The organism is Ruegeria sp. CF2, assembly GCF_056537385.1.
Map to the genome: position 1 here is coordinate 1 of NZ_JBQFRL010000005.1, position 26,438 is coordinate 26,438.

28 protein-coding genes and 2 tRNA genes are annotated in these 26,438 nt (G+C 61.6%); 10 read left to right on the forward strand and 20 right to left on the reverse strand.

Annotated features, from left to right (window positions below; translation table 11 throughout):
* Positions 1-12: 12 nt before the first annotated feature.
* Positions 13-89 (forward strand) — tRNA-Met (locus ACR0IR_RS17130).
* A gap of 196 nt (positions 90-285) precedes the next feature.
* Here the strand turns inward: ACR0IR_RS17130 and ACR0IR_RS17135 are convergent.
* The 14 genes from ACR0IR_RS17135 to ACR0IR_RS17200 all read right to left on the reverse strand — a co-directional run bounded on the left by ACR0IR_RS17135 (position 286) and on the right by ACR0IR_RS17200 (position 14,388).
* Entirely contained in the window at positions 286-981 is a 696-nt protein-coding gene (locus ACR0IR_RS17135) for an RraA family protein (RefSeq protein WP_170366134.1), read from the reverse strand.
* Positions 978-1,673 (reverse strand): alpha/beta fold hydrolase, encoded by a 696-nt coding sequence (locus ACR0IR_RS17140; protein ID WP_170366136.1) that lies wholly within the window; start codon positions 1,671-1,673, stop codon positions 978-980. Before ACR0IR_RS17140 ends, ACR0IR_RS17135 begins: the two co-directional genes overlap by 4 nt.
* A complete protein-coding gene (locus ACR0IR_RS17145) occupies positions 1,670-2,797 on the reverse strand; it encodes a cobalamin-independent methionine synthase II family protein (RefSeq protein ID WP_170366138.1) in 1,128 nt (375 codons plus the stop codon). Before ACR0IR_RS17145 ends, ACR0IR_RS17140 begins: the two co-directional genes overlap by 4 nt.
* Before the next feature lie 17 nt (positions 2,798-2,814).
* Positions 2,815-3,783: a cupin domain-containing protein gene (locus ACR0IR_RS17150; RefSeq protein WP_170366140.1), complete on the reverse strand. Its 969-nt coding sequence runs from the start codon at positions 3,781-3,783 to the stop codon at positions 2,815-2,817.
* Positions 3,784-3,962: 179 nt separating this feature from the next.
* Positions 3,963-4,952 carry a nuclear transport factor 2 family protein gene (locus tag ACR0IR_RS17155; protein ID WP_170366142.1) on the reverse strand — a complete coding sequence of 330 codons (990 nt, stop codon included), beginning with the start codon at positions 4,950-4,952 and terminating at the stop codon, positions 3,963-3,965.
* Positions 4,949-5,992: a LacI family DNA-binding transcriptional regulator gene (locus ACR0IR_RS17160; protein WP_217357157.1), complete on the reverse strand. Its 1,044-nt coding sequence runs from the start codon at positions 5,990-5,992 to the stop codon at positions 4,949-4,951. Before ACR0IR_RS17160 ends, ACR0IR_RS17155 begins: the two co-directional genes overlap by 4 nt.
* Positions 5,992-6,756: an SDR family NAD(P)-dependent oxidoreductase gene (locus ACR0IR_RS17165; RefSeq protein WP_170366144.1), complete on the reverse strand. Its 765-nt coding sequence runs from the start codon at positions 6,754-6,756 to the stop codon at positions 5,992-5,994. The genes ACR0IR_RS17160 and ACR0IR_RS17165 overlap by 1 nt, the downstream gene beginning before the upstream one ends.
* Entirely contained in the window at positions 6,756-7,808 is a 1,053-nt protein-coding gene (locus ACR0IR_RS17170; protein ID WP_480779150.1) for an ester cyclase, read from the reverse strand. The genes ACR0IR_RS17165 and ACR0IR_RS17170 overlap by 1 nt, the downstream gene beginning before the upstream one ends.
* Positions 7,805-9,133 (reverse strand): histidinol dehydrogenase, encoded by a 1,329-nt coding sequence (gene hisD, locus ACR0IR_RS17175; protein WP_480779151.1) that lies wholly within the window; start codon positions 9,131-9,133, stop codon positions 7,805-7,807. The genes ACR0IR_RS17170 and hisD overlap by 4 nt, the downstream gene beginning before the upstream one ends.
* A gap of 11 nt (positions 9,134-9,144) precedes the next feature.
* Complete coding sequence (locus ACR0IR_RS17180) at positions 9,145-9,675, reverse strand: ester cyclase (protein WP_170343348.1); 531 nt, start codon at positions 9,673-9,675, stop codon at positions 9,145-9,147.
* Positions 9,676-9,805: 130 nt separating this feature from the next.
* Positions 9,806-10,960: a carbohydrate ABC transporter permease gene (locus tag ACR0IR_RS17185; protein ID WP_170366150.1), complete on the reverse strand. Its 1,155-nt coding sequence runs from the start codon at positions 10,958-10,960 to the stop codon at positions 9,806-9,808.
* Position 10,961: 1 nt separating this feature from the next.
* The gene (locus ACR0IR_RS17190; protein WP_170366152.1) at positions 10,962-11,984 is read right to left on the reverse strand and encodes a carbohydrate ABC transporter permease; all 1,023 of its coding nucleotides are present in this window, start codon (positions 11,982-11,984) and stop codon (positions 10,962-10,964) included.
* Between the two features lie 67 nt (positions 11,985-12,051).
* The gene (locus ACR0IR_RS17195) at positions 12,052-13,263 is read right to left on the reverse strand and encodes an ABC transporter substrate-binding protein (protein WP_170342797.1); all 1,212 of its coding nucleotides are present in this window, start codon (positions 13,261-13,263) and stop codon (positions 12,052-12,054) included.
* A 75-nt stretch (positions 13,264-13,338) separates the two neighbouring features.
* Positions 13,339-14,388, reverse strand: coding sequence for an ABC transporter ATP-binding protein (locus ACR0IR_RS17200; RefSeq protein WP_170343350.1), 1,050 nt, complete (start codon positions 14,386-14,388; stop codon positions 13,339-13,341).
* A 165-nt stretch (positions 14,389-14,553) separates the two neighbouring features.
* Here ACR0IR_RS17200 and ACR0IR_RS17205 point away from each other — a divergent pair, with 165 nt between their 5' ends.
* Entirely contained in the window at positions 14,554-15,561 is a 1,008-nt protein-coding gene (locus ACR0IR_RS17205; protein ID WP_170366154.1) for a nuclear transport factor 2 family protein, read from the forward strand.
* 37 nt (positions 15,562-15,598) lie between these two features.
* On the opposite strand, the gene ACR0IR_RS17210 is transcribed toward ACR0IR_RS17205, so the two are convergent.
* Both ACR0IR_RS17210 and ACR0IR_RS17215 read right to left on the reverse strand, forming a co-directional pair.
* Positions 15,599-15,674, reverse strand: a tRNA-Ala gene (locus tag ACR0IR_RS17210).
* Between the two features lie 134 nt (positions 15,675-15,808).
* Complete coding sequence (locus ACR0IR_RS17215) at positions 15,809-16,129, reverse strand: TIGR02300 family protein (RefSeq protein WP_170342794.1); 321 nt, start codon at positions 16,127-16,129, stop codon at positions 15,809-15,811.
* Positions 16,130-16,229: 100 nt separating this feature from the next.
* Between ACR0IR_RS17215 and ACR0IR_RS17220 the strand changes: the two genes are divergently transcribed.
* The 3 genes from ACR0IR_RS17220 (at position 16,230) to ACR0IR_RS17230 (ending at position 18,855) form a co-directional block, all read left to right on the forward strand.
* Positions 16,230-16,925: a M48 family metallopeptidase gene (locus ACR0IR_RS17220; protein WP_254441608.1), complete on the forward strand. Its 696-nt coding sequence runs from the start codon at positions 16,230-16,232 to the stop codon at positions 16,923-16,925.
* A gap of 30 nt (positions 16,926-16,955) precedes the next feature.
* A complete protein-coding gene (locus tag ACR0IR_RS17225; RefSeq protein WP_170366158.1) occupies positions 16,956-17,603 on the forward strand; it encodes a GntR family transcriptional regulator in 648 nt (215 codons plus the stop codon).
* Positions 17,604-17,715: 112 nt separating this feature from the next.
* On the forward strand, positions 17,716-18,855 hold the full coding sequence (locus ACR0IR_RS17230) for a lytic murein transglycosylase (RefSeq protein ID WP_170366160.1): 1,140 nt from the start codon (positions 17,716-17,718) through the stop codon (positions 18,853-18,855).
* Between the two features lie 4 nt (positions 18,856-18,859).
* On the opposite strand, the gene ACR0IR_RS17235 is transcribed toward ACR0IR_RS17230, so the two are convergent.
* On the reverse strand, positions 18,860-19,822 hold the full coding sequence (locus ACR0IR_RS17235) for an acetyl-CoA carboxylase carboxyltransferase subunit alpha (RefSeq protein WP_170366163.1): 963 nt from the start codon (positions 19,820-19,822) through the stop codon (positions 18,860-18,862).
* Between the two features lie 121 nt (positions 19,823-19,943).
* A complete protein-coding gene (locus ACR0IR_RS17240; RefSeq protein ID WP_170366165.1) occupies positions 19,944-20,540 on the reverse strand; it encodes a LysE family translocator in 597 nt (198 codons plus the stop codon).
* 72 nt (positions 20,541-20,612) lie between these two features.
* On the opposite strand from ACR0IR_RS17240, the gene ACR0IR_RS17245 reads away from it, so the two are divergent.
* Both ACR0IR_RS17245 and ACR0IR_RS17250 read left to right on the forward strand, forming a co-directional pair.
* Positions 20,613-21,065 (forward strand): Lrp/AsnC family transcriptional regulator, encoded by a 453-nt coding sequence (locus ACR0IR_RS17245; RefSeq protein WP_170366167.1) that lies wholly within the window; start codon positions 20,613-20,615, stop codon positions 21,063-21,065.
* Between the two features lie 119 nt (positions 21,066-21,184).
* Entirely contained in the window at positions 21,185-21,760 is a 576-nt protein-coding gene (locus ACR0IR_RS17250; protein WP_170366169.1) for a PA14 domain-containing protein, read from the forward strand.
* 58 nt (positions 21,761-21,818) lie between these two features.
* Here the strand turns inward: ACR0IR_RS17250 and ACR0IR_RS17255 are convergent, their stop codons facing one another.
* Complete coding sequence (locus ACR0IR_RS17255; RefSeq protein ID WP_170453006.1) at positions 21,819-22,781, reverse strand: L-malyl-CoA/beta-methylmalyl-CoA lyase; 963 nt, start codon at positions 22,779-22,781, stop codon at positions 21,819-21,821.
* A gap of 293 nt (positions 22,782-23,074) precedes the next feature.
* Between ACR0IR_RS17255 and dgcN the strand changes: the two genes are divergently transcribed.
* The 3 genes from dgcN (at position 23,075) to ACR0IR_RS17270 (ending at position 26,024) form a co-directional block, all read left to right on the forward strand.
* On the forward strand, positions 23,075-24,076 hold the full coding sequence (dgcN, locus tag ACR0IR_RS17260; RefSeq protein ID WP_170366173.1) for an N-acetyltransferase DgcN: 1,002 nt from the start codon (positions 23,075-23,077) through the stop codon (positions 24,074-24,076).
* Between the two features lie 72 nt (positions 24,077-24,148).
* Complete coding sequence (gene dgcA / locus ACR0IR_RS17265; protein ID WP_170366175.1) at positions 24,149-25,114, forward strand: N-acetyl-D-Glu racemase DgcA; 966 nt, start codon at positions 24,149-24,151, stop codon at positions 25,112-25,114.
* A gap of 49 nt (positions 25,115-25,163) precedes the next feature.
* Entirely contained in the window at positions 25,164-26,024 is an 861-nt protein-coding gene (locus ACR0IR_RS17270) for a D-amino-acid transaminase (protein ID WP_170366177.1), read from the forward strand.
* A gap of 42 nt (positions 26,025-26,066) precedes the next feature.
* Here the strand turns inward: ACR0IR_RS17270 and ACR0IR_RS17275 are convergent, their stop codons facing one another.
* Positions 26,067-26,381 carry a DUF1244 domain-containing protein gene (locus ACR0IR_RS17275; protein ID WP_149776299.1) on the reverse strand — a complete coding sequence of 105 codons (315 nt, stop codon included), beginning with the start codon at positions 26,379-26,381 and terminating at the stop codon, positions 26,067-26,069.
* Positions 26,382-26,438: the final 57 nt, after the last annotated feature.

Consider the following 26,438-nt stretch of genomic DNA (forward strand, 5'->3'; position numbering starts at 1 on the left):
AACCCAAAGTGTCGCGGGATGGAGCAGCCCGGTAGCTCGTCAGGCTCATAACCTGAAGGTCGCAGGTTCAAATCCTGCTCCCGCAACCAAAACAGTCGAACAAAGCACCAAACGAGCCGCCCAAGGGCGGCTTTGCTCGTTCTCAACAACCCAACCACCGCCGCCACAAAAAAGAAAGATAGGCGGAGGCGGCATTAATGCGCAATCGAAGCTCCCAAGACGCAGGCTACGACCGACAAACGAACCACCGAGCCACGTCAGCGATCGGTCAGACTGCGTACACCCTTACACGCGCGCTTTTTCAAATGCAGCCCAAGCGACTTCAAACTTCTCGAAATTGAAGCCGGGTTCAGAAGCCGCGCTCAGAATTATTCGTTCGGTTTCAAAGAGTTTCAGAATGGCGTGTTCGATCCGATCAATCAGATCAGCAGGTACGACAACAGCACCATGCCGGTCCGCATGGATAAGATCCGATGGATTGACCGTCAGGCCGAAGATCGAAACAGGCGTGTCGATTTCTCGGACGTGAACGAAACCATGGCTGGGCCCGATAGAGCCGGCGATGACCGGGAATCCTTGCTGCATGTCACCAAGGTCCCGCATGACCCCGTTGGTGAGTGCGCCGGCCATTCCGAACCCTTTGTGCAAAGACGTATTGATTTCGCCCCAATAGGCGCCGATGCAGGAGGGGAAATCGACATCCTCAACCACTGCAACAGAGGGAGCCGGGGCCTCGGCCATGTATCTGTAATAGTCCATTCGCCGCTGCCTGATGACTTCTGGCGCTTCGGAGGGCGGCTGCACCGCAGCGATCTTGGCTGTACGGGCAAATCCGACGATTGCGCCCTCGGACGGGGCCGAGCAGAACATCGTACCACGCGTGAATTGGTCAAACCCGCGCTTGCCTTGTGCCATCTCGATGGCGTTGCAGACTGTGGGTGTGTCGACCTTGCGTAGCAAGGCAAGTAGGGACGGTGTCATGGAACCTCCAACCAACGGCGCAACGCCGCTGTGGTTTCCTGGGGTCGCTCGAGGGTGGGCAGGTGCCCCGCACCGATTACGACCTCCAGCGTGCTGTTTCCGAGAAGCTTGTGCATCAGTTCGTGCCGCTCCAACGGACATAGTCTGTCATCCTCGCCGCATAGAACGAGGCTTGGACCTTGAAATGCGGACAAGGTGTCCGTTTGATCCGGGCGGCCCATGAGTGCGATGGACTGGCGAAGAAAGACCTCGGGGCCCAGATCGGCTGCCATGGCCATGCAAAGGTCAAGAATTGCGCCCTGCCGAGGGCCATCGGCCAGATAGTTCGGCTTCAACTCGTCACGCATTACCTGCCGCAATCCACCTTGGCGCACGGCCTCCATCTGCGGACCGCGCCGGGTTTTGACCTCGTCTGCTTCGGCCAGAGGGTTCGTGTCCAGAAGGGCCAGCCGTTCCACACGTTCTGGCGCCTGGCGCAGAACTTCCATGGCAACGATCCCGCCCATGGAAAGTCCCGCAAGGGCAAATACCGGCGGTGCATGGCTCAGTACATCGGCGGCCATTGCCTCGACGCTGTCTTGGACGCTCAGCGGGTGGGTCATCAACGGCACCCGTCCGGACAGGGCCTCGATTTGCGGCCCGAACAGTCGGGCATCGCACATCATTCCGGGAAGAAGAACCAGGGGCGTCATGCCGATGCCAATCTTGCACCTTCGGCCAGGGAGGCCAGCTTGGCATAGGCGATGTCGGGGTCGACCGCGCCGAAGCCGGCAAAAGTGCCAAACCCACAGTCACTCCCGGCGATGACCCGTTCCGCCCCAACGATGTTGGTGAACCGCTCGATGCGTTGCCGCACCAGCTCGGGGTGTTCGATGAAATTCGTTGTCGTGTCTACGACGCCGGGCACAAGGATCTTGTCGTCCGGGATTTCGCTCTTGCGATCTCGGAAAACGGTCCACTCATGGGCGTGGCGCGGGTTCGATGTTTCGAACAGAACATAGCGGGATTTGGTTGCCATCAGGGTTGTGAACACCTGATCCATCGCAATGTCGCAGCAATGCGGGCCTTCGTAGTTGCCCCAGCAGATATGCACCCGGACCCGATCTTGCGGGACATTCTGCAGCGCGTGGTTCAGGGCTTCGACATGCATCTCGGCGATCGCGATGAATTCGGCATCGGACAGATCAGCGAACAGCATGTGCCGGGACAGGGCCAGATCGGGGCAGTCCAGCTGAAGATCCAGTCCCTCTGCGACGATCGTTTCATATTCCTGCTTCATCGCATCGGCGAGTGCGGCCAGATAGGCCTCGCGGCTGGGGTAGTGGGCGTTCTGCAGAAACAAAGAAATCACCCCGGGCGAGGCGGCGTTCATGAAGCCATGTTCGACTCCGTACTCAGCCATTGCCTGCTTGAGGTTGCGGATATCCTTGTTCAGTTCGTCCTGGCCTTTCGAGCGAACGTCGCCCGTGCATTGCGGCCGGGCGTATTGGGGTGTGCCCCCTTCGTTGGCAAGACGTTGCAAAAAGCTGGGAAACATCTTCAGGTCCGCGGGGGCATTCCGTGGACTGTCCCCCGAGAAACCTGTGTAGCGGTCCTTTACGTATGTCGCATACGAGATTTTTGAGGTCTCTCCGTCGCTGACGATGTCCACACCGGCCTCGACCTGACGCCGAACCGTTTCAGACACGGCCTTGGTCATGCAACTGTCGAACGCAGCGGCGTCATAGGGCTCATTCCGCTCGCGCGCAAAGATGAAGTCGACAACTTCCTGGGATCGGGGCAGAGACCCCACATGGGTGGTGAGTATCTTTGTCATGCGGGGTCCTTTCTTGATCAGTCGCCGGTCCAGGTTGCGCCAGCAGGATCGTCGGTCGCGGTGATGCGATACAACCCGGCCGTTCCGGTCATGGATGGAGTGATGGTATAGGCTTCGCCGGGCAGCACCAGTACAGTATCCCCGCCCGAAATCGTGGTTTCGACATCCTCGACAGTGACCCGCCAATGGCCGCTTGCCGGCATCAGCACGACGGGCTTGGCCGATTTGGTGGGGTCTTGAACACCAGAGCCACGGGTCAGGAAGTCGACCTCAAAGCCGGGCTTGTCCTTGATCAGACCGTTTTCACCGATCACCTTGGCGGGTTTGTCGGCCGCCAGCGCCATCAGGTCCCAGTAGCGTGCCACGTATTTTCCAATCACGGCTTCGACCGGCACTTCGGGATAGGATTTCAGCTGCTCCTCGGTCAGCAAGGGCATAGGCCGGACGTTGTGCGGAAGGTCCTGACCCTTCTTGCTGTCGTAGAGTACGCCGTTGTCACCCAGCATCAATCCATGCGCACGGGCGTCTTCAATGACCTGAGGTGCCCAGGTTACGCCGCCGCCGGCATCGTCACCGCCCAGAATGGACATGATCATCCCGTAGTCGTCGCCCACGTTCTCGAACCCGCGGAAAATGCCGGTAGGAATGTTGAAGATGTCACCTTCCTCGGCAATGAACTCGCCCGCCGTGCCGTAGCGACCCCAGAAAAACCGCCAGCGGCCCTTGGCGACAAAAAAGACCTCGGCCGTCGTATGGCTGTGCAGCGAGTTGCGGCATTTGGGCGGCTGGCCGGCGGCCCCGATATTGAAGCCGATCTTGTCGGTAATATGAACGTGCTGATCCGGCGACTCCGAAACACCGCCGCCGATGATGGTAAAGTTCTCTTTCTGATCGCTGCCCGGCGTGTGGGCATCAATGAAGGCCGTCTTGCACGGCTTGAGCTCTCCATAACGGACGATGCGTGATGCGATGGTTGATTGTGTCATGGTACTGGTTCCGGATTATGCGTTTGAGGGAATGGTCGGCAGATGCTCGATCACGTTCCCGGAGGCCGCAAATTCAGGCGGCGCGCTCGAAGGCTTTGCCGGAATAGGTGAAAGCGCCGGCTTGCACCGGTCTCGCGCAGGCCACAGGCCAGAACACGATATTCGACCGGAGCGAGCATTCAGACCTCTGTGCCCTGCAGAAGGATCTGCTTCCAGACCGAGGTTTCATCAAACAGGGTGTATTCGCGGCGCAGCTTGGGCTGGCCACTGATCAGTTCACCGAATTCGGCATGGCTGATGCCCAGAACATAGACCTGCGCTCCGGTGGGGGCTCCAAACACCCCCCAGCCGTCATTCTTGCCCCACAGGCTCCAGCGCAGTGCGGCACGGGGTGGCATGTTGGGATCGTCGCGGCCGATCTGGTGCTCGATGCGGAACTCGGCGTTGGGGAAGCTGGCCCGCAATCCCATCCAGAACCGGTCGACCGAGTCCCAACCGTGTCCGGTGACCCCGCCGACATATTCCGACTGCACCGCGCGGTCGTATTCAGCCCCGATCGCGCCCATGTCGGCGTTCATGATCCGGGTCAGAATATCGGCATAGCGCTGGCCCCATTCATTGTCGTTGCCTCGACCCTTGTAAGGGCCGGGCTGGTCGATCTCGGGCGTCAGAGGTTTCACGCAGTTTTCCGGCCCACCTTCGCGAGCGATCAGGTCGGCTGCGTATTCCTTGGGGTCCCAGCCCATCTGGCGCACGATAGCCCCCTGATCGCGGATCAGCCATTCATCGTTGATCTGATTGTCGATCGCATGGCAATCGGCCAGAATCCGGTACCGCAGCTTGGTTCCGGTTGGTTTGCCATAGACACCTTCGGCAAGGTGCGTAGCGGTCGAGATAATGCGGTGGGAACTCAGCATCCCCTCTTCGGGCGTGCCCGACCAGATCACGTCTTCGCCCAGAAGCTGCCGGTCGGGAAATTCGGCCAGGGTCGCCATCGTCGCGCCGATGACGCTTTGATTGCCCAGCACGACTGAACCCGGTGAACGGACAACGATGTCGTCGCTGTAATATTCATGCAGCGTGGCGATCCCGCGATCTTCCCAGATTTCCTTGGTGATGCCGATGATATAGTCGGGAAAATCCCGGAATTTGGGGTCAAATCCCTTCATGTGTTCGTCCTTTTCGGGTTCCATCCCTTGGGCAACCGGGCCGAGGTTCGTACGATCAGCGGTCCGTCAATTGCCACCTTGCGGGGTTCAGAAGTCTTGGGTTCTTCGATGTGATCAAGCAGCGCGGCAACGGTTTCCGCGACCATCAGGTTCGCCCGCTGCCGGATCGTCGTCAGATTGTATGCGGGCCATCCGGCGGGGGGCACATCGTCATACCCCACGACCGAGACGTCTTCGGGGATGCGCAGGCCCAGCTCAAAGCGTAGAACATCCATGACCGCCAAAGCCATGTGATCGTTGGCGACGAAAACCGCGTCAGGTCGGCGCTCCGGTGCCACGTCGAACATGGTTCGGGCCGCCGCACGGGCATTTTCGGTGTGAAACTCGCCGATCCCATGTGCAAAAAGATCGCTCCCGGCGTCGCGCAGTGCGGCAAGGAAACCAGCCTCGCGGTCGCGCTGGGTCGAGGCACCCTGCCAGCCCGCGATATAGGCGATACGTTGATGCCCGCCCGCCAGCAGAAACTCGGCCACCTTGCGGCCGCCGGCATAGTTGTCCGAGGTCACGGTGGTGATACCCTCAAGATCCTGGCTTCGGTTGAACAGCACCACCGGAACGCCCGCTTGCTGGCAACGGGTAGCGATATCCGACGACATCGGCACCGAGGCCAGAATGACCCCGTCCACCTGATAATCCAGGATCTCTTCCATCACGTCGTCGATGTTTCCGGCCGAGCGCGAGGCCATGAAGATCAGCACGTGATAGCCATGCTCCTGCAGGCGGTTGGACAGTTTCTCCAACGCCTCGGGATAGAAGTAGTTGTCCAGGTAGCCGACCACCAGGCCGATGATCCGGCTTTTGCCCGACACCATCGCCCGCGCCAGCACGTTGGGACGATAGCCCAATTCGGCCGCCGCCTTTCGCACCTTTTCCTCGGTCTTCTTGCTGACCGAAGCGCCGGGCGTGAAAACCCGGCTGACCGCCGACTGGCTGACGCCGGCCAATTGCGCGACCTGAAGCGATGTGACCTTTTCCGCCATCAGTCCGCCGTCCATCCGCCGTCGATCAGCATCGACGTGCCGGTGACCAGACCCGAGGCGTCGGAGGCAAGATAGAGAACCGCGCCCATGATATCCTCGACCTCGCCCACGCGGTTCAGCTTGATCTTGTCCATGATCCAGGCCGCGCGTTCGGGGTTGTCGAAAGTCGATTGCGTCAGCGGGGTTCGGATGAAGGTCGGGCAGACCGTGTTGATGCGGATGCCCTGCTTGCCCCATTCGATCGCCATCGCCTTGACCATACCTTCCAGCCCGTGCTTGGTCGCACAGTACAGCGCCCGGTCGATGCCGCCGACATGGCCCATCTGGCTGGAGATATGGATGATCGAACCGGGCCGCCCGGCCGCCATCAGCGCCTTGGCCGCGTAGGCCGACAGGAAATAGGCCGAGCGTAGGTTGACACTCGTGACCGCGTCGAAATCCTCGGGCGTGGTGTCGACCGCCGGCCCGTGCCGCGCGGTCCCGGCCGAGTTCACCACCACGTCAAAGACCCGGCCGTTAAACAGCGCATGCAACGCGGTCAGGTCGCCCTGATCCATCACCCGCCCCTCGGCCGACCAGCCCTGCGCCTGCAGGGCGGACACCGCTTCGTCCAGCCGCTCGGCCCCGCGCGCGGCGCAGACCACATGCGCCCCGGCCTCGGCCAGGGCGACAGCGCACCCCAATCCGATGCCCGAAGACGCGCCGGTGACCAATGCGGTCTTGCCGCTCAGCGAGAACGAAGGGGTGCGGGGCAGTTGTGTCATCAGCTCATTCCATCCGGGGTTTCAATGCGGCCCAGGTTCCGGGCCTTGTTGAATTCCCGCAGGCGGGCAAAGACGTCAACACCAAGCTGCGCATAGGCGTCCAGAAGATCGACCAGAACCCAGTTTTCGCGAAGCAGTCCGTTCTCCAGTCGCCAGAAATCGAGGCTGCGCATGGTGATCCGCTTGCCCGAGGGCGCAATGCCCATCCACCCGTCATGGGTGACGGTCTGGATCATGTTGGGCCAGCCGGTCACCGCCGCGTAATCGCCATCGCCGAAGAAATGATAAGTGATGTCATCGACATATTGCCCGCGATCCGGCATTCCGTTCAGGAACGGGATCTGGTGCCAGTTGCGGAACCCGGCATAGCCGCGCCCGGTGCCGATACCCGAAGGCCCGTACCAGTTCATGCGCGGATGCCAGAACCGCTCCATCTCCATCACCTCGGGGCCACCTTGCGAAGGGTGTTTTTTCAGATGTTCCAGCATGTCGATGATGTGCTGGCAGGTGGCGCGGCCCTGGTCGGCGTCATAGGGCCCCGGCACCAGACCGTCCTGCGTGGCCGGGCCGGGCACATGCCATTCGCGGCCCAGGCTAGGCGCCATCGGCCAGGCACGGGCCTGCATCATCACCTCGGGGATGTCCCACAGGGCCTGCATTTCAACGATCCGGCCGTTCTCGAACCGGTAGAACTCGTGAAACCGCATGGTGACCTGATGGCCGGTGGGCGGGATGTCCAGCCACGGACCGGTGAAAGTGCCGGTGTAGTAGCCGCCGCAGCCGACCCAGTCGGCGCCGAACTCGTCCGGCCCGGCCATCACGATATAGTCGCGCCGCTCGAGGTCCGGCCAGGCATCCAGCAGGCCCTTGTAGGCCAGATCGTAGAACGCCTCGCTGCCGGTGCTGTCACCGAAGGGGTGGCACAGGCGGAACAGGGCGTCGGGCGCGGTCACCTGGGCCAGCGCGGCCCGCACGCCGGGTTCGTCGAAATCATACATCGCCGCCCGAAGCGGCGCGATCAGCGCTTTGTGCTGCGTATGCCTGTCACTCATTCGGCGGCATCCCGGTATGGGGCCGGCGCGCCATAGGGCACGTTGATGCCGCCATAGCGGCGCACCCGCACGTTGCATTGTTCGGCATGCCCCACGAAGCCTTCCAGCAGACACAGGCGCGAGCCGTACTCGCCGATCAGGGTTGCCGCCTCGTCGGTCAGAATTTTCTGATAGCTGTGGGTCTTCAGGAATTTGCCCACCCACAACCCGCCGGTATAACGCCCGGCCTTCTTGGTGGGCAGCGTGTGGTTGGTGCCGATCACCTTGTCACCGTTTGATACGTTGGTGCGCGGCCCCAAGAACAGTGCGCCATAGCAGGTCATGTTCTCCAGAAACCAGTCATCGCGGTCGGTCATGACCTGAACATGCTCCGAGGCGATCTCGTCGGCGACCTGCAGCATCTCGTCATAGCTGTCGCACAGGATCACCTCGCCATAGTCCTGCCAGCTGACCCGCGCGGTGTCGGCCGTCGGCAGGATGCCCAGCAGGCGGTCGATCTCGGACAGGGTCTCTTCGGCCAGCTTGCGCGAGTTGGTGACCAGAACCGCGGGCGAGTTGTAGCCGTGTTCGGCCTGCCCCAGCAGGTCGGTGGCGCAGATCTCGGCGTCGACGGTTTCGTCGGCGATCACCATGGTCTCGGTCGGGCCGGCGAACAGGTCGATGCCGACGCGGCCGAACAGCTGGCGCTTGGCCTCGGCCACGAAGGCATTGCCGGGGCCAACCAGCATGTGCACCGGGTCGATCGTTTCGGTCCCCAGCGCCATGGCGCCGATGGCCTGGATGCCACCCATGACATAGATCTCATGCGCGCCGCCCAGATGCATGGCGGCGATCACCGCCGGATTCGGCTTGCCCTGGAACGGAGGGGTGCAGGCGATGATGCGCGGCACACCCGCAACGCTGGCCGTTGCCACGGACATATGGGCCGAGGCCACCATCGGGAACTTGCCGCCGGGCACATAGCAGCCCACCGACTGCACGGGGATGTTCTTGTGGCCCAGGATCACGCCCGGCAGGGTCTCGACCTCGATATCGGTCATCGAGGCGCGTTGCGCGCGGGCAAAGTTCGTCACCTGCGCTTGCGCGAACTTGATGTCGGCCAGCTCGCGGTCTGACAGCTGAGCGATCAAGTCGTCGATCTCGTCCTGCGACAGGCGGAACGAGGCGGGCGAATAGTTGTCGAACTTCTCGCTCAGCTCGCGCACCGCGGCGTCGCCACGGATTTCGATATCCTTCAGAGTCGCCTCGACCACGGCGCGGGTCTTGGCGTCATCCTCGGCCCGGTCTGCGTCGGACTTGCCGCGTTTGAGATACTCGATTGCCATTGTCTTGATCCTCAGTTGTCGGGGCGGGGCGGAGTTTTCTCTCCCCGGTCATATGCTTCCCAGCCGTGGCCCTGGAACAGGTCGACGCCCAGCTGCGCGGCGACATGGGCGAAATCAACGTTCACCCAGTTGTCGACGATCTTGCCGTCGACCACTTTCCAGAAATCCATGTAGCGGATCTCGACCCGCTTGCCGGTGGGCGGGATGCCCAGGAATTCGCCCGAATGGGTCGCCTCCTGCCGGCCGAAGGCCGCGGCCCATTCACCCATGTAAAGCCGCGCCTCGTCGATGCAGACCTTGTCGGAAAACGCGGCCTGGAAGGGGCGCTGCCAGTTGTCCTGAAACTCTTGCAGACCGTTCTTCGTGCCGCAGCCCTGGTTGCCCATCCAGCGGAATCCTTCGGCGAAGAACTCGCCGATGTCGTTGATGCGGTGGTCATTCAGGCCGTCGACCATGGATTCGATCACGCGGCGCGTGTCTTCGGTCTTGGTCAGGTCAGTGTCGCGGGTCAGAACCGCTTGTTCAGGTCGGGAACCTTTCATCGTCTTGTCCTTGTCAGGTTGTCAGGGATTGGGGATCGGGGGGACATGCCCCCAAATCCGGGAAAATCCCTGGGCAACCTGTTCAGCGCCGGATGGCGCGTCAGGGCGTTATGGCGGAACCGGCGGCTCATCAGCCTTTGACCGCGCCGGCGGTCAGGCCGCTGACGATCTGGCGCTGGAAGATCATGACCAGGAAGAACAGCGGCGCGGTGATCGACACGGCGGCGGCCACGGCGACGACCTGGTCGGTGGTGGTGGTTTCGCGGTTGAACATGCCGGCGATGGCCGGAACCATGGTCTGGTTCTGCGCGTCCAGCAGCAGCGAGGTCACCAGAAAGTCGTTGTAGGCCAGCAAGAAGCTGAACAGCCCGGTGGTGATGACGCCCGGCCACATCACAGGCATGATCACCCGACGGAAGGCTTGGAAATGGTTGCAGCCATCCACGCGCGCGGCTTCGTCCAGCTCGGCCGGGATGTTCTGGAAGAACGACCGCAGCATCCAAATGGTAAAGGGCTGGTTGATCGCCACCAGAACCGCGATTACGGCAAAGGGCTTGCCGTACAGCGTGGGCGCGTTTTCCCCCAAGATCGGGCGCAGCCATTCGGCCGAGTTGATGAAGACGGGCAGATAGCCCGCCACCAGAACCGAGTGCGGCAGCGCGCGAAACACCAACGCGACAATCAGGATCCAGAACGCTAGCGTCGAGCCCGACCGCGCCAGCCCATAACCCGCCAGCGTGCCCACGGTCAGCGACACGGTCACGACGCCCGCGGTAACGATCAGCGAGTTCTTGAAGTTGTTGGAAAAGCCGCGGTCGATCCAGACGGTCTTGTAGTGCTCGGTCGTCAGACCAATCACGTCCCGCCCCAGCGGGCCGAACAGTGGGTTCAACACGTTCAGAACGGCCGGCAAGATCACGAAAAACACCAACAGAAAACCCATCACCAAGGCCAAACCGCCGATGATCCAGCCGAACCAGGCCTGACCCGGCTTGGTGTAGGTTCTGACCATCGAGGGCAGTGTCTTGGTCGTCGCAATCACCGCGACCCAAATGGTGACGATGCCGAGGATGATGTCGAGGATGGAAAGGCCTTCCCCGGTCGCAAGAGTCGCTGGACCGAAGATCACGTTCAGCGCGTTGCTGTCGAATGCGTCCACGGGTGATTTGAAGCTCATCACCGCGATCCAGAAGATCGGGAAGGCCGCCACCAGGCACCAGAACGCCAGAAACAGGTTCGACGACAGGCGTAGGCCGAGCGGTTGGCGAAGGGCGCGCGAGGACATATCAGTGACCTCCTTTGTGGTCGCGCCATGTCCGGCGCAGCGGTGCGATGAGAAGGATGACGATGCCGACCATGGTCAGCATGGCGCTGGCCGAAGCCCGACTGATCGAACGGTTGCCCGCCTGATCCGGCACGAGGAAGTCGTAGGTCAGCCATTGCAGCGAGATGACGTAGCCCTGGCTTGAGAAGCCGACGATTTCTTCGAACACCCGGTAGGAGTCCATCAGATGGATCATCGACACGAAGATAATCAGCGGCATCAGGTGTGGGATGACGATGTATTTCAGGCGCTGCCAGCGGCTTGCGCCGTCGATCACCGCACTTTCAAGGCTGTCCTGGTTCACGGTCTGAAGACCGGCGTAAAACACGATCGCGGCAAAGGGTGCGACGTGCCAGACGCGGTACAGCATCATCAGCAACTCGATCGTCCAGGCCTGCGCGAACAGCGCGATGTCGCGGTTCAGCCACCATTCCAGCAGGGCCGTGAGGATACCGTCGCCGCGAAACAGCCAGTTGATCGAAAGGGCCCCGATGACCGGCGTGATGATGAAGGGCAGGAGCGACACAAAGATCACCGGACCACGTATTGCCGATGCAGCATTGTTGATCACGATGGCGATCAGCAGCCCGGTACCGATCACCAAGGGCAAAGTGATCAAGGTAAAGGTCAACGTAAAGCGCAGCGCCTTCCAGAAATTGATCGTGGACAGCACGCTCCAGCTGCCCTCGCTGATCGCGCGCCAGGCGCGTTCGGGCTCCAGCACGTTGCGATAGCTTTCCAGCCCGACAAACTGGGTCTGCGTGATGATCTCGCCCTCTTCGTCCAGCCTCGGAATGGACTTTTCCTCGGTCACGCAGGTCTGTGTCAGGAAGCCCGGCGTGCAGGTCTCGACCTCGACCGTCTCATAGATGGGCTGGGTGACGTAGAAACTCTGCTTGAACACGCTGACCAGCGGGAAAGCGATAAAGAGAAGCATCATAAAGACAGAGGGGCCGACAAAGGCGGCAAATGTCCGGAAATTCATGGCTCTGCCTTTCTCATGGTTCTCGTTGGATTGGGTGCGGGAGGGTCTAGGCCCTCCCGCGGCAGGATCAGTTGTTGACCAGTCCGGCCTCTTTCGCGGCAGTCAGATAGTCCGCCTCGATGTCTGCCAGCGTGGTCTGTGCGTCCTTGGCGCCAGTCAGGTAATCGGCCAGGCCATTGCCAAGCGCGGTGTGCATGATCCCCATCGGGCCAGATGCGGGATAGGCTTTGGCGCCGGCTTCTGCCGAAGCGGCTGCACCTGCGGCCAGATCACCGGGCTTGTAGGCAGGGTTCAGCCAGACGGCGGCGTTGTTGTTGGCCTCGACCATTTCTGCGTCCATGCCTTCCAGCGCCACGCGGAATGCGGCATCGGCTTCCTCGTCGCTCATGTTCGAGGCAAGAACGATACCGTCCCACCAGATCGTGGTTGCCGGAGCGGCCGAGCCCATCGGAGCGGCCGCCATGACGACCTTGCCGACGACCTGGCTTTCGGCCTCATCGTTCATTGCGGCCGCGCGGCTGGCCCACAGGTTGGCCATGGCGATCTTGCCTTGTTGGAACTGCTGCTGAACGTATGTGGAATCCGACACCAGATACTCGGGGTCCATGTATTCGGTCATGGCCTTGAGCGTCTCCAGAGCCTTCACGCCCTGATCGTTGTTGATCGCAGGCATGTTGCCGTCAGCAAAGAACTCACCGCCTTCGCCCAGGTACATGTTCACGAATTCCTGACCCAGGTTCCAGCCGGTCTTGAAAGTGCCACCGATGGGGTAATCCATGACGCCGGCCTCTTTGATCTTGGCTGCAGCGGCCAGAACATCGTCATAGGTCTTGGGTTCTTCGATCCCCAGATCGGCCAGAACGTCGCTGCGGTACATCAGGTGCTGGGCGTTCACCATCATGGCGATGGCCATGGTTTGGCCGTCCACCTTGATCAGCTGGTTCGGCAGCAGGTCCTGGCCATATTTCGCGACCAGATCATCCAGCGGACGAATGGTGCCCGCGTTCAGCAACGGCACCAGCGTCGCGTTCGACACGCCGCCGATCTGGTACAGAGCCGGATCCGCCGCGAAGGCTTCGGGCTGCTTCTCGCGGAACTCCTGGTCCAGCGATGCGCCGAAATTGCCGCACTCGGCCATCGCGTCGGTGACAGCCTTCCAGGCTTCGAACCCGGCGGACAGTGATTTGAGCGGAACGGTGTTCTCGAACGAACACGCCGCCCATGCTGTGCTGGTCACCATGGTCATGGCGCCTGCCATCAGAATTGTCTTGAGTTTCATGCGTTTCTCCCTGTCAGGATCGGTCCGTCGTCGACGTCCGGACCGTTGGTTGGCCCTTTCGGGCTTTGGTTGGGGTCAGCCCCCGATCCGCGCACCGCTCTCTGCTTCGAACAGGTGACAGATTTCTTTCGGCACCGAGAACGAGACCATCTCGCCTATTTCGGCGCGGAATGCTTTGTCGGCTTTGACCGAGACCAGTGCACCGCCGACCCGGACCGATATCATGGTCGCGTCGCCCAGCAGCTCGAGCGTGTAGATCGGTGCAGTGATCTGGCCCTGACCTTCGGCCAGTGTCGCATCCTCGGCGCGGAACCCCAAGGTCAGCGGGCCATCAGCAACATCCAGTCCCGGGATTTCGACACCCTTGGTCCGGAATACGCCGCCCTCAACCTGACCATCCATCAGGTTCATGGCGGGCGAGCCGATGAAACTGGCGACGAAAGTGTTGGCCGGGCGGTCGTAGATTTCGGTCGGGCTGCCGACCTGTTGTACGATGCCCTTTTTCATCACCACCACGCGGTCGGCCAGCGTCATGGCCTCGATCTGGTCATGGGTGACATAGATCGTGGTGACGGCCAGTTCGTGGCTGAGATTCTTGATCTGCGCGCGGGTGGATACACGCAGCTTGGCGTCGAGGTTGGACAGCGGCTCGTCCATCAGGAACACGTTCGGTTCGCGCACGATCGCGCGGGCCAGGGCGACCCGCTGGCGCTGACCGCCCGACAGTTCAGCGGGCTTGCGATGGAGAAAATCGTCCAGCTCGACCATGGCGCTGGCGCGGCGCACCTTTTCGTCATGGGTTGCGGGGTCGATCCCGCGGACCTTCAGCGGGAAGCGGATATTTTCATAGACATTCATGTTGGGGTACAGGGCATAGCTCTGGAACACCATCGCCACGTCGCGGTCCTTGGGTTCAAGATCGTTGACCACCTTGCCGTCGATCAGGATGTCGCCCTCGGTCACGTCCTCAAGCCCCGCGATCATGCGCATTGTCGTGGTCTTGCCGCAGCCGGACGGGCCAAGCAGAACCAGAAACTCGCGATCGGCAATCGTCAGATCGAAGTTGTGAACCCCAACAAACGATCCCCATCGCTTGCCGACATTGCGCAGTTGAATTTCCGCCATGAAGCCCCCCGGGAAGGAATCGTTTTGCATACGTTTGCAAAAGGGTATTATTGGTTTACCAATTCTGGCAAGACATTTTTGCATACGTATGCAAATATACCTGAAATCAGTGATTCACCCCCAGGCAATAACAGGCGCAAGATGCTGCAAAACAATGAAAAACAGATGAGCTTTCAAAAAGAGAAAGATCTGGTGAAGGCGTTCTATGAGGACCTGCAGTTGGCCACCAACGACAAGCTGTCAGATGTCATGGGGCGATTCTGCACGCCGAATCTGCTGTGGCGCGGCTTTCACCCGTTCGGTCAGATTTCGGGGGTCCACGACGTAGCAGAAAACTTCTGGGGCCCGCTGCGAAACAGCCTCAAACGCATGCAGCGGCGTCAGGACATATTCTTTGCGGGGTGCAACTCGCTGACCGACGAGCGCGAGGTCTGGGTGGTTTCCATGGGCCACCTGATGGGTCTGTTCGACCACTCCTGGTTGGGTATTCGACCGACAGGCAAAATGGCATTCCTGCGCTATTGCGAGTTCAACAAGGTGCAAGACGGCAAGATCGTCGAGACCGCGATGTATTTCGATATCCCGCATCTGATGGTGCAGGCCGGTCAGAACCCGTTTCCGCCCCAAACCGCAGCCCATCTTATACAGCCCGGGCCCCTGACACACGACGGTATCCTAGGCACGGATCAACCCGCCGAAGAAGGGGAGCAGACTCTGGCGCTGATCAACGCCATGATTTCTGACCTGGGCCAGTGGAAAAGTGGCCTGACCCTGAGCGAAGAGCTGAGCCGTACCTGGCATGACGACATGATCTGGTGGGGGCCCGAGGGAATTGGCGCTACTTACACGATTGAACGGTATGGCAAGCAACACGCCGGTCCCTTCCGCGCGGCATTCGCCGAGCGGTCAAAGACCAAACATGTCTGCCGGCTGGCCGAAGGTCACTACGGCGGATTTTTTGGCTGGCCGAACTTCACGGCTGTTCCGACCGGAGGGTTCATGGGTATGCCGGCGACCCAAAAGCCCGGTGAGTTTCGGGTGATCGACATCTATCGCCGCGCTGGCGACAAACTGGCCGAGAACTGGATCTTCATCGACCTTCTGCATTTCTGGAAACAGCAGGGCGTGGACGTACTGGAAAGAACCACGGGCATCGGAACGGCGCAGATTTAGCCCGGGGGGGGCGATCTGGATGCGATGGAAGGGGATTTGGTGGAGCCTAGGGGAGTCGAACCCCTGACCTCTTGCATGCCATGCAAGCGCTCTCCCAACTGAGCTAAGGCCCCTTTCCGGTACCGCCTGTGCGGTGGACGGACGTTTATGAAACGACGTGCGCGAGTGCAAGACCAAAAAATCGGATTCGGTGAAAAAAGATGCGCGGCGCACGGGGCGCGGGGCAGCCTGCGCCGCCCCGGCCGGATCACGAGTCTTCGTCTTCCGACGCGACGTCGGTGATGTCGTCCAACGAGACGTTGTCTTCGTCGTCGTCCTCAAGCAGATCATCGTCCAGATCGACATCGACTGCGTCATCATCGTCCAGCAGTTCGTCATCGGACGAGGCTTCGCGCGCCTTGACCGACGCTGCATCTTCAGCGTCGGCTGCGATCATCCGGCTTTTGCCGGTTTCCAATTCCACGATCTCGCCGGTATAGGGGCTGATGATCGGGTCCTTGTTCAGGTCATAAAACCGCTTGCCAGTGGTCGGACAAACGCGCTTTACGCCCCATTCTTCCTTGGGCATGTCAATTCCCCTTGATATCAGGTGAGTCGTATCAACGATTCAGGTCACCTGCCACATGCGGCGGGTACTGTCAAAGCCTTTGCGCCAAGGAGATCGCACCATGGGGCGACATTCATTGCCCGGACAGCCTCCCGTTGCGCTGACCTTGCGCAAATCGGCGCGGGCACGCCGCATAAGCCTGCGGATTTCCCAGTTGGATGGCCGGGTTACGTTGACTTATCCGCAGGGTGTGTCCGAATCCGAGGCGATCGGCTTTGCGCGCTCAAAGGAAGACTGGATCCGCCAGCATCTGGGCGCGCGACCCGTTCCGGCGTCAGTCGGCTTCGGGGAAACCCTGCCGGTCGAAGGTGTGCCAAGGCGAATCGTGCCGGCGGAGGGGCGCCGGGTCAGTTTGCACGCCGATCAGGTTGCGGTGCCCGAAGGGGCCGAGGCGCGGCGCCTCGCCCGCTTTTTGAAAGAGCTGGCGCGTAATCGCCTGACCGAAGCCTGCGACGACTACGCGGCCATGCTGGGGCGGGGCTACTCCAGTCTGACGATGCGCGATACACGGTCGCGGTGGGGGTCGTGCAGTGCAGCGGGGGGGTTGATGTTTTCGTGGCGGCTGATCCTAGCGCCCCCCGAAATCCTGCACTATGTCGCGGCTCATGAGGTCGCGCATCTGGCCGAGATGAACCATTCGGCGGCGTTCTGGGCGCAGGTCGAGCGGCTTTTCGGGCCGTACAAAGCGGCCCGGCACTGGCTGCGCGACAATGGGGCCGAACTGCACCGTTACAGGTTCGATGCGCCCGCCGGTTGACGTCACGGGGATTTGTGATCACATGAGGGGATGTTGACCACCCGCAGCTCCGACTCCCAGATCGCGACCCATGATCAGGTATACCGCGCCCTGCGGTCTCGAATCATGCATGGAGAAATCCCGCCCGGTCAGGCGCTGACGCTGCGCGGCATCGGCAAGGAGTTCGGTGTGTCCATGACGCCGGCGCGCGAAGCCGTTCGCCGTCTGGCCGCCGAAGGGGCGCTGTTTCTGTCCAACTCGGGTCGGGTTTCCACGCCCGAACTCACCAACGACCGGATCGAAGAATTGGCCGCGCTGCGGGCCCTGCTGGAGGTCGAGCTGGCCAGCCGTGCGCTGCCTCGGGCGCATATGGCTCTGATCGACCGGTTGCAGAGCATCAACATGACCGTGGCCGAAATGGTGACCAAGCGCGATGCGGTCGGCTACATCCGAACGAACCTCGAGTTTCACCGCACGCTTTATCTGCGGGCGCAGGCTCCGGCCATGCTTGCGATGGCCGAAACAGTCTGGCTGCAGCTTGGTCCGACCATGCGGGCTCTTTATGGCCGCCTGCGACGGACCGAGCCGCCGCATTACCACAAGCTGATCATCGCCGCTCTGAAGGCGGGGGACGAACCGGGTTTGCGGTTGGCGGTGCGATCGGATGTGACCCAGGGTCTGCGCCTGCTGGTCAGCTGAGCGGGCCTTTGCTCAAAGTGTGAAATCCAAACGGGCGGCGGTTGCGAAGCTAGCCTCAAGGCATTTGCTGCGCTACGCTGCTGCCAACAACAAACAAGAGCAGATTTCAGCCATGATCAATCGACGCACATTCTCACTGGGCCTCGGTGCAGGTTTCCTGAGCGCCTGCGCGGGCGGGTCCGCGCCAACCGGAACAACTGCGTCGCGAATGCGGGCAGTGCCCAATGCCGGCTGGGATTCTTGGGTTGCAAGTTTCAAGGCGCGCGCGGCGGGGCAGGGTATTTCGCAAGCGACGATCGACCGGGCGTTTCAGGGGGCCGGTTACCTGCCAGATGTGATCGAACGCGACCGCAACCAGGTCGAGTTCAAGCGCTCGCTCGAAGATTATCTGGCCATTGCAGCGTCAGACGAGCGGATCAGTACCGGCAAGCAGATGCTGCAACGCCACAACGCGACCCTCACGCAGATCGAGTCGCGCTATGGCGTGGACAAAGAGGTCATCGTGGCGGTCTGGGGGCTGGAAAGCCGCTATGGGCAGCGGCGGGGCGATGTGCCCGTGATTTCGGCCCTTTCCACGCTGGCCTACGACGGGCGTCGCGGGGCGTTCTTCGAAAGCCAGCTGATTGCGGCGTTGAAGATCCTTCAGAACGGTGACACGTCGCCGGCGAACATGACCGGTAGCTGGGCCGGCGCCATGGGGCATACGCAATTCATCCCGACCTCGTATCTGGCCTACGCAGTGGATTTCACCGGAGACGGCCGACGCGACATCTGGTCCGACGATCCGACAGACTCGCTGGCTTCGACAGCCGCCTACCTGTCGCGGGCGGGTTGGGTGCGGGGCCAGCCTTGGGGAGGTGAGGTCGGATCTGCAGCGGCAAATTCGGGCACACCGGTAGCAGTTCTGCAGCCGCAGAAACCCGGACCGCGCATAGCGGTGTTCCGCAATTTCCAGGTGATCAAACGCTACAACAACTCGGACAGCTACGCGATCGGGGTCGGGCACCTGTCCGATCGGATCGCTGGTGGCGCACCCTTTCAGGCGTCATTCGGGCCCGACGAAACCGGCCTGACGCTGGAAGATCGCAAAGAGTTGCAGCGGCGTTTGACTGCTGCCGGGTATGACACGCAAGGGGCTGATGGGGTGATCGGCAAGAACACCACCGCGGCCATCACCGCGTATCAGCAAGCCAAGGGCCTGCCCGTTACGGGCGTGCCCTCGGTCAGCTTGTTGCGCTCTTTGGGTGGCTGACGGATCAGGCCGCCAGTCCCTTGGATCCGAGGTCCAGGAACTTCTGACGCCGGTCCTTGATCAGTGCGGCGGCATCCCTGCCGTTCAGATCCTTCAGCATCTTGGCGATCGCCTTGCCTACGGATTCGATCGTGGCCGGGCGGTCGCGATGCGCGCCACCTTTGGGTTCGGGGATGATCAGGTCGCAGACGCCCAGCTTTTGAAGGTCCTGCGCGGTCAGGCGCAGCGCCTCGGCGGCCTCACGCATTTTTTCGGCATCTTTCCACAGGATCGACGCGCAGCCCTCGGGCGAAATAACCGAGTAGATCGAGTGCTCCAGCATCGCTACCCGGTTGGCCGTGGCAAAAGCCACCGCGCCGCCCGAGCCGCCTTCGCCGATGATGACAGACACCAGCGGCACACCGATTTTCAGACACATCTCGGTTGAACGGGCGATCGCTTCGGATTGCCCGCGTTCTTCGGCGCCCTTGCCCGGATACGCGCCGGCAGTATCCACCAAGGTGATCACCGGCAGACCAAACCGACCAGCCATTTCCATAAGGCGCACGGCTTTGCGATAGCCTTCGGGGCGGGCCATGCCGAAGTTGCGCTCGATCCGCGATTTGGTGTCCGAGCCTTTTTCATGGCCGATCACCATCACCGGCTGATCGTTGAACCGTGCCAGGCCGCCGATGACCGCCAGATCGTCGGCAAAATTTCGGTCACCAGCCAGCGGGGTGAATTCGGTGAACAGGGCCTCGACATAATCCTTGCAGTGCGGACGTTGGGGATGGCGGGCTACCTGGCATTTTCGCCAGGGCGTAAGGTCCTTGTACAACTCGTCCAGCAGCTTGGCCGCCTTGGCGTCCAGCGCGGCGGCTTCGTCAGCTACGTCCATCTCTTCGTTGGCGCGGGCCAGGGCGCGCAGCTCTTCGGCTTTGCCTTCTATCTCGGCCAGCGGTTTTTCGAAATCCAGATACTGGGTCATGACGCCTCTCAACGCGAAAGTTCTCCGCTATATGACCCGAGGTCGCCCCGGATGCAACTCGGCACCGCATGTCAGGGTACGTTTCCCTGCGCGTGGCGAAAAGGTACGCGGTCAGGCGACCTCAGTCTGGCCACAGCACCGGGTGCAAGGAAATCACCAGAAGAACCGCCATCGACCAGTTGAACACGGTCAGACGTCGCCGGTTGGTCAGCACGCGCGCCATCTGCTGGCCCAGAACCGTCCAGGTGCTGACAGATGGCAGATTCACGCAGCCGAATACAATGGCAACCAGCGCAATGGCTTGCAGGGTCTGGCCCGGGGCATAGGCGGTCGTCGCCGTCAACGCCATGGCCCAGGCTTTGGGGTTCACCCATTGAAACGCCGCCGCCTGCAGAAACGTCATGGGTCGTCCGGCGTGTCCCGGGCCCTTGGCAGGAGCCGCATTGGCAATTCGCCACGCGAGGAATAGCAGATAGGCCACCGACGCGATTTTGAGGATCACGTGGCTGACGGGATAGGCTTCGAACACCTGCACCAACCCTGCGCCGACCAACAAAACCATCAGCATGAAACCCAGGCCGATACCCAGCATATGGGGGATTGTCCGCCGGAACCCGAAATTCGCCCCTGAGGCCATGAGCATCAGATTGTTCGGTCCCGGCGTGATGGACGAGACAAAGGCAAAGGCGACCAGCGCAAGTAGAATGTCGTAAGTCATGGCGCAAAGATCGCCCAGGTTTGGTCAAATGAAATTGCGATTTCGCGCTCGATTACATAATGCTTGCAACAAATGGCGAGTATTGACCTCAAGAATCAGCAAATATTGCAAGAGCTGGCCCGGAATGGCCGGATCAGCAACCTTGAACTGGCGGACCGCGTAGGGCTTTCGCCGTCAGCCTGTCTGCGCCGGGTTCAAGAGCTTGAGCGGTCGGGCATTATCAGCGGGTATCGCGCCGTTTTGAACCCTGCGGCGATGGGTGTCGGTTTTGTCGCCTATATCGGCGTCGGACTGGGTGAGCATACAAAGACCGCCCAGGAAGGTTTTGAAAAAGCGGTGCAATTGGCGCCCGAAGTGGTCGAATGCCACAACATCACCGGTACGATCGAATACTTGTTGCGGGTGGAATGCGCCGACCTGTCGGCCTACAAGACCTTCCATACCGACGTATTGGGCACGTTGCCCCATGTCACCTCGATCACGTCCTACGTGGTCATGGGATCCCCGAAAGACCTGAGGGCCTGAGCTTGAACCCACTGCCGCAAGGACCTTGCAGGCATATGTATCCCGGAATATCGTCAGCCTGAAAGCGCCAGAAACTCGGCATCAGATCGAACAGGGCGCGATGTCAGGGAGACACGATCATGAGTTTTGTTCGGACAGGCGTACTGGCGGCCGTGATGGCGATTGTCGCCGGTGCCGCATTTGCCGCGCCTTTGAAATTGCAGCCCGCCAACCCGCAGCCCAATCCCAAGGCGGGGTTGAACGTGAAATATGTGGGGCAGGGTACTCAGAGAAAGATCCGCGATCTGAGCCAGGCCAAAAGCGTGTTGTCCAAGGCCAAGCCGGGCAAGCCACTGCGCGGGCTGGACTACGCCGACACCAACAAGGGCGAGCCGGTTTTGACATTCACGGACCCCTACAATGTTGCCGCTGAAATCACCGGGTACATGCGCTTTGATTCTCCGGGCATTTACGAGCTTGAAACATGGTCCAATGACGGGATCGAGGCCTATGTCGGTGGTCAGCAGATCGGCCGTGTCACCGGGATCCAGGGGTGTGAAGCCAACCAGCGCACCGAGGTCGAAGTTCCAAAGGCGGGCTGGTACCCTCTGAAGATCATCTATTTCCAGAAGCTGGGAACGTCCTGCCTGATGATGAAATCCGGCAAGCAGGGTGAGAAGTTTACCTGGACCCCAAACAACGTGTTCGGCCGCTGAGGCCAACCGAAGTCAGGAAAAGGCGCTCGGAACGAGCGCCTTTTTTTTGAAGCCCCCATCAGCCGTTTGCGGCAATCAGCTCGGCCTGCGCCACGATCACCTCGGCCTGCTTGATCGAGGCGATGTCGACCAACCGCCCCTTGTAGACCGTGGCGCCTTCGCCATTGGCCTTGGCTTGCTCCATCGCGGCCAGGATCTCGCGCGCTTCGGCCACCGCCTCGTCCGACGGGGTGAAGACCTGATTGGCCAGCGCGATCTGCTTGGGGTGGATCGCCCATTTACCGACCATGCCCAGCGTCGCCGAACGGCGCGCCTGGGCGATATAGCCTTCGTCGTCCGAGAAGTCGCCGAACGGCCCGTCGACCGGCAGCACCCCATGGGTGCGGCAGGCGGCCACGATGGCAGCCTGTGCCCAGTGCCACGGGTCCGACCAGTATTTCTGACCCTCGCGCAGCATGTAGTAGTTTTCCTGCGTGCCGCCGATTCCCGTGGTCTGCATCCCCATCGAGGCGGCGAAATCGGCCGCGCCCAGGCTCATGGCCTGCAGGCGTGGGGAGGAGGCCGCGATTTCCTCGACATGGGCGATACCGGCGGCGGATTCGATGATGACCTCGAAGCTGATGGGCTTGGTGCGGCCCTTCGCGCGTTCGATCGCAGTGACCAAGGCGTCAACCGCATAGACATCCTCGGCGCAGCCCACCTTGGGGATCATGATCTGATCCAGCCGGTCGCTGGCCTGTTCCAGCAGGTCAACGACATCGCGGTACCAATAGGGCGTATCCAGCCCGTTGATGCGCACCGACATGTACTTGTTGCCCCAATCCACGGTGTTCAGCGCCTCGATCACATTGGCGCGGGCGGTGTCCTTGTCGGACGGGGCCACCGAATCTTCGAGGTCGAGGTTGATCACGTCCGCGGCCGAGGCGGCCATCTTGGGGAACAGCTTGGTGTTGGAACCGGGGCCGAACAGCTGACAGCGGTTTGGTCGCGCCGGGGCGGCGGGTTGGATACGAAAGCTCATCGGCACCTCGTTGGGTAATGAAATTGCGATTTCAGTTGGCAATTGGGTATTAAATTGCGCGACCCTGCGCAAGCCTGATTGTGCAACTGCGGCAATGCTGTTGCAGAAAGCTGTGCGCAACCCCCGGAATGCGGCGGTCAAAGTTTCATCGTTTTGAAAATTTCGAAGCTTTTTGCGCCGTTCGGGGAAATCTTGCAAAATTCTCCGGTCGAGGTGCGGGAGGTCGGAGGAAAACGAGAAACGCTCGTTGACGGCCTTCAATAGGTTGGGGCGGAAGAAAAGGAGAGCGCGCGATGATCGAGACACCGTATCTGCTGTTTTTGGGTGATGCCCCCGACCAACTGGCCGCCAAGGTCGCGATCGGCATTCGGGACTGGCGCCCGGAAAACGCCGTGGGTCAGCTGCGGATGGAGGGCTGCAAGGCCGATCTGGGCCTGACCGACATGACCCTGGCCGAAGGCAAGGCCGCCGGCGCCAAGACGCTGGTCATCGGTGTCGCGAACCGCGGTGGCGTCATCAGCCAGGCTTGGAAAGAGGTCCTGATCGCCGCGCTGGAAATGGGCTATGACCTGGCCTCGGGCCTGCACAACCTGCTGCGCGACGAAGGCGATCTGGTCGCCGCCGCCCAGACCCATGGCTGCACGCTGCATGACGTTCGCGTGCCCACGGTGGGCTATCCGATCGCCAACGGCCGCAAGCGCAGCGGCAAGCGCTGTCTGGCGGTGGGCACCGATTGTTCGGCGGGCAAGATGTACACGGCCATGTCGATGGATGCCGAGATGCGCAAGCGCGGCATGAAATCGACCTTCCGCGCCACCGGCCAGACCGGCATTCTGATCACCGGCCAGGGCGTACCGCTGGACGCCGTGGTGGCCGATTTCATGGCCGGTTCCGTCGAGTACCTGACGCCCGAGAACGATCCTGATCACTGGGATCACATCGAGGGGCAGGGGTCGCTGTTCCATGTCTCGTATTCCGGCGTGACCATGGCCTTGATCCATGGCGGTCAGCCGGATGCTCTGGTTCTGTGCCACGAGCCGACCCGCACCCATATGCGCGGTCTGCCGGAATACTCTTTGCCGACGCTGGAACAGCTGCGCGACACGGCTTTGCCTTTGGCGCGCGTGGCGAACCCCGCCTGTCAGGTCGCGGGTGTGTCGATCAACACACAGCACCTGAGCGAGGAGGACGCGAAAGCCTACATCGCCAAGGTCGAGGCCGAGATGGGCCTGCCGACCACGGATCCGTACCGGTTCGGCGCGGGCAAGCTGGTGGACGCGCTGGCCGCGATGTGATCCAACCGGGGCGCCGATGGCGGGGATACCTGCCTCCGGCGCTGGAAACTGCAAAGACCAAGGAGTGGGCGCGTGCAGATCGACGTCTCTCGTGATGTGTTCCGGCTGGCGCAGGTGTTCACCATCTCGCGCGGGTCGCGGACCGAGGCCAAGGTACTGACGGTGCGCCTGACGGATGGGGCGCATCAGGGCTGGGGCGAATGTGTGCCTTATGCCCGGTATGACGAATCGCTGGAATCGGTCGAAGCCGAGATCCGCGGTTTGCCCAACACGTTCACGCGCCAGTCGCTGATGGACCTGCTGCCCGCCGGTGCCGCGCGCAATGCGGTGGATTGCGCCCTGTGGGACCTTGAGGCCAAGCGGGCGGGCAAGCGCGCCTGGGAACTGGCCGGCCTGCCCGCGCCCAAGCCCGAGATCACCGCCTATACCCTGTCGTTGGACACGCCCGACGCCATGCGGGCGCAGGCGGCGAAGAACGCGCATCGTCCGCTGTTGAAGATCAAGCTGGGCACGCCCGACGACATGCCGCGGCTCGAGGCCGTGCGGGCCGGGGCGCCGGATGCGAAGATCATCGTGGATGCCAACGAGGGCTGGTCGGCCGAGGTCTATGCCGATCTGGCGCCGCATCTGGTGCGGTTGGGCGTCGCGCTGGTCGAACAGCCGCTGCCCGCCGGCGATGACGAGGCGCTGATCGGGCTGGAGCGCCCGGTGCCGGTCTGCGCCGACGAAAGCTGCCACGATCGCGCCAGCCTGCCCGGATTGAAGGGCAAATATGACGTGATCAACATCAAGCTGGACAAGACCGGCGGTCTGACCGAGGCGCTGGAACTGCGCCGCGGGGCGCAGGCCGAGGGCTATGGCATCATGGTGGGTTGCATGGTCGGCAGCTCTTTGGCGATGGCGCCTGCGACACTGGTGGCGCAGGGCGCGCTGGTGACGGACCTTGACGGCCCGCTTCTGTTGGCCGAAGACCGCGACACCCCGCTGGTTTTCGACGCGGCCGGAGTACACCCGCCGCAGGCGGCGCTCTGGGGGTGACGCGCTGAGGTGAGGAATGGGCGCAGCCCAAGGACGAGAAGGATATGACATGACCCGCACCGTTTACGTGAACGGCGAATACCTGCCCGAGACCGAAGCCAAGGTCTCGATCTTCGACCGAGGCTTTCTGATGGCGGATGCCGTCTATGAGGTGACCAGCGTGCTGGACGGCAAGCTGATCGACTTCGAAGGGCACGCGGTGCGCCTGAAGCGGTCGCTGGACGAATTGCAGATGGCCGAGCCCTGCAGTAAGGACGAGCTGCTCGAAATCCACCGCAAGCTGGTCGAGCTGAACAGCATCACTGAGGGGCTGGTCTATCTGCAGGTCACCCGCGGCAGCGACGGCGACCGCGATTTCGTCTTCCCCTCGGCTGACACCAAACCGACGCTGGTTCTGTTCACCCAGAACAAGCCCGGGCTGGCGGATAACCCGGCGGCGAAGAAAGGGGCCAAGATCATCTCGATCGAGGATATCCGCTGGGGCCGCCGCGACATCAAGACGGTGCAACTGTTGTACCCGTCTATGGGCAAGATGATGGCCAAGGCCGCAGGGTGCGATGATGCCTGGATGATCGAAGACGGGTACGTGACCGAGGGCACCAGCAACAACGCCTATATCGTCAAGAACGGCAAGATCGTTACCCGCCCGCTGTCAAACGACATTCTGCACGGGATCACCCGCAAGGCGGTGCTGCGCATGGCGACCGAGGCGCAGATGGAAGTCGAGGAGCGCCTGTTCACGATCGACGAAGCAAAAGAGGCCGACGAGGCCTTCACCACCTCGGCCAGCGCTTTCGTGATGCCGGTGGTCGAGATCGACGGCGTAGCGCTGGGCGACGGCACGCCGGGCCCGATCGCCAAGCGGCTGCGCGAGATCTATCTGGACGAAAGCCTGAAGGCAGCGATTTGAATGCAAAGGCCCGCCGATCTGGCGGGCCTTTTCGTTATGGTGTCAGTCTTTTTTGCCCACGTTCTCTTCGAACGCGACCTTGAAGGCGGCCTGTTTTTCGGGGCTGGCCTCGGTCTGGTATTTGGACTTCCACTCATCCATGGTCATGCCATAGAAAATTTCGCGGGCTTCGTCCTTGCCCATTTCAATGCCTTTTTCATTGGCCGCCTCTTGATACCACCGTGCCAGGCAGTTTCGGCAGAACCCGGCCAAGTTCATCATGTCAATGTTCTGAACGTCGGTGCGGTCCTGCATCAGGTGTTTCTGCAGACGGCGGAAAGCGGCGGCCTGAAGTTCGATCTCGGTCTGGGGGTCCATGGTCGGGCTCCGGTTTGAAGGGATTTGATCCAGACCTAGCAAGCCCGAGGCCATTGC

Coding starts and splice junctions, on each gene's coding strand:
- ACR0IR_RS17240 (WP_170366165.1), bottom strand. CDS start 20,540: ATGACTTACGACATTCTACTTGCGCTGGTCGCCTTTGCCTTTGTCTCG.
- ACR0IR_RS17215 (WP_170342794.1), bottom strand. CDS start 16,129: ATGCCCAAGGAAGAATGGGGCGTAAAGCGCGTTTGTCCGACCACTGGC.
- hisD (WP_480779151.1), bottom strand. CDS start 9,133: ATGGCAATCGAGTATCTCAAACGCGGCAAGTCCGACGCAGACCGGGCC.
- ACR0IR_RS17150 (WP_170366140.1), bottom strand. CDS start 3,783: ATGACACAATCAACCATCGCATCACGCATCGTCCGTTATGGAGAGCTC.
- ACR0IR_RS17165 (WP_170366144.1), bottom strand. CDS start 6,756: ATGACACAACTGCCCCGCACCCCTTCGTTCTCGCTGAGCGGCAAGACC.
- ACR0IR_RS17235 (WP_170366163.1), bottom strand. CDS start 19,822: ATGACCCAGTATCTGGATTTCGAAAAACCGCTGGCCGAGATAGAAGGC.
- ACR0IR_RS17200 (WP_170343350.1), bottom strand. CDS start 14,388: ATGGCGGAAATTCAACTGCGCAATGTCGGCAAGCGATGGGGATCGTTT.
- ACR0IR_RS17155 (WP_170366142.1), bottom strand. CDS start 4,952: ATGAAGGGATTTGACCCCAAATTCCGGGATTTTCCCGACTATATCATC.
- ACR0IR_RS17225 (WP_170366158.1), top strand. CDS start 16,956: ATGTTGACCACCCGCAGCTCCGACTCCCAGATCGCGACCCATGATCAG.
- ACR0IR_RS17140 (WP_170366136.1), bottom strand. CDS start 1,673: ATGACGCCCCTGGTTCTTCTTCCCGGAATGATGTGCGATGCCCGACTG.
- ACR0IR_RS17185 (WP_170366150.1), bottom strand. CDS start 10,960: ATGTCCTCGCGCGCCCTTCGCCAACCGCTCGGCCTACGCCTGTCGTCG.
- ACR0IR_RS17190 (WP_170366152.1), bottom strand. CDS start 11,984: ATGAATTTCCGGACATTTGCCGCCTTTGTCGGCCCCTCTGTCTTTATG.
- ACR0IR_RS17245 (WP_170366167.1), top strand. CDS start 20,613: ATGGCGAGTATTGACCTCAAGAATCAGCAAATATTGCAAGAGCTGGCC.
- ACR0IR_RS17180 (WP_170343348.1), bottom strand. CDS start 9,675: ATGAAAGGTTCCCGACCTGAACAAGCGGTTCTGACCCGCGACACTGAC.
- ACR0IR_RS17230 (WP_170366160.1), top strand. CDS start 17,716: ATGATCAATCGACGCACATTCTCACTGGGCCTCGGTGCAGGTTTCCTG.
- ACR0IR_RS17270 (WP_170366177.1), top strand. CDS start 25,164: ATGACCCGCACCGTTTACGTGAACGGCGAATACCTGCCCGAGACCGAA.
- ACR0IR_RS17195 (WP_170342797.1), bottom strand. CDS start 13,263: ATGAAACTCAAGACAATTCTGATGGCAGGCGCCATGACCATGGTGACC.
- ACR0IR_RS17275 (WP_149776299.1), bottom strand. CDS start 26,381: ATGGACCCCCAGACCGAGATCGAACTTCAGGCCGCCGCTTTCCGCCGT.
- ACR0IR_RS17145 (WP_170366138.1), bottom strand. CDS start 2,797: ATGACAAAGATACTCACCACCCATGTGGGGTCTCTGCCCCGATCCCAG.
- ACR0IR_RS17160 (WP_217357157.1), bottom strand. CDS start 5,992: ATGGCGGAAAAGGTCACATCGCTTCAGGTCGCGCAATTGGCCGGCGTC.
- ACR0IR_RS17220 (WP_254441608.1), top strand. CDS start 16,230: ATGGGGCGACATTCATTGCCCGGACAGCCTCCCGTTGCGCTGACCTTG.
- ACR0IR_RS17170 (WP_480779150.1), bottom strand. CDS start 7,808: ATGAGTGACAGGCATACGCAGCACAAAGCGCTGATCGCGCCGCTTCGG.
- ACR0IR_RS17135 (WP_170366134.1), bottom strand. CDS start 981: ATGACACCGTCCCTACTTGCCTTGCTACGCAAGGTCGACACACCCACA.
- dgcN (WP_170366173.1), top strand. CDS start 23,075: ATGATCGAGACACCGTATCTGCTGTTTTTGGGTGATGCCCCCGACCAA.
- ACR0IR_RS17205 (WP_170366154.1), top strand. CDS start 14,554: ATGAGCTTTCAAAAAGAGAAAGATCTGGTGAAGGCGTTCTATGAGGAC.
- ACR0IR_RS17250 (WP_170366169.1), top strand. CDS start 21,185: ATGAGTTTTGTTCGGACAGGCGTACTGGCGGCCGTGATGGCGATTGTC.
- ACR0IR_RS17255 (WP_170453006.1), bottom strand. CDS start 22,781: ATGAGCTTTCGTATCCAACCCGCCGCCCCGGCGCGACCAAACCGCTGT.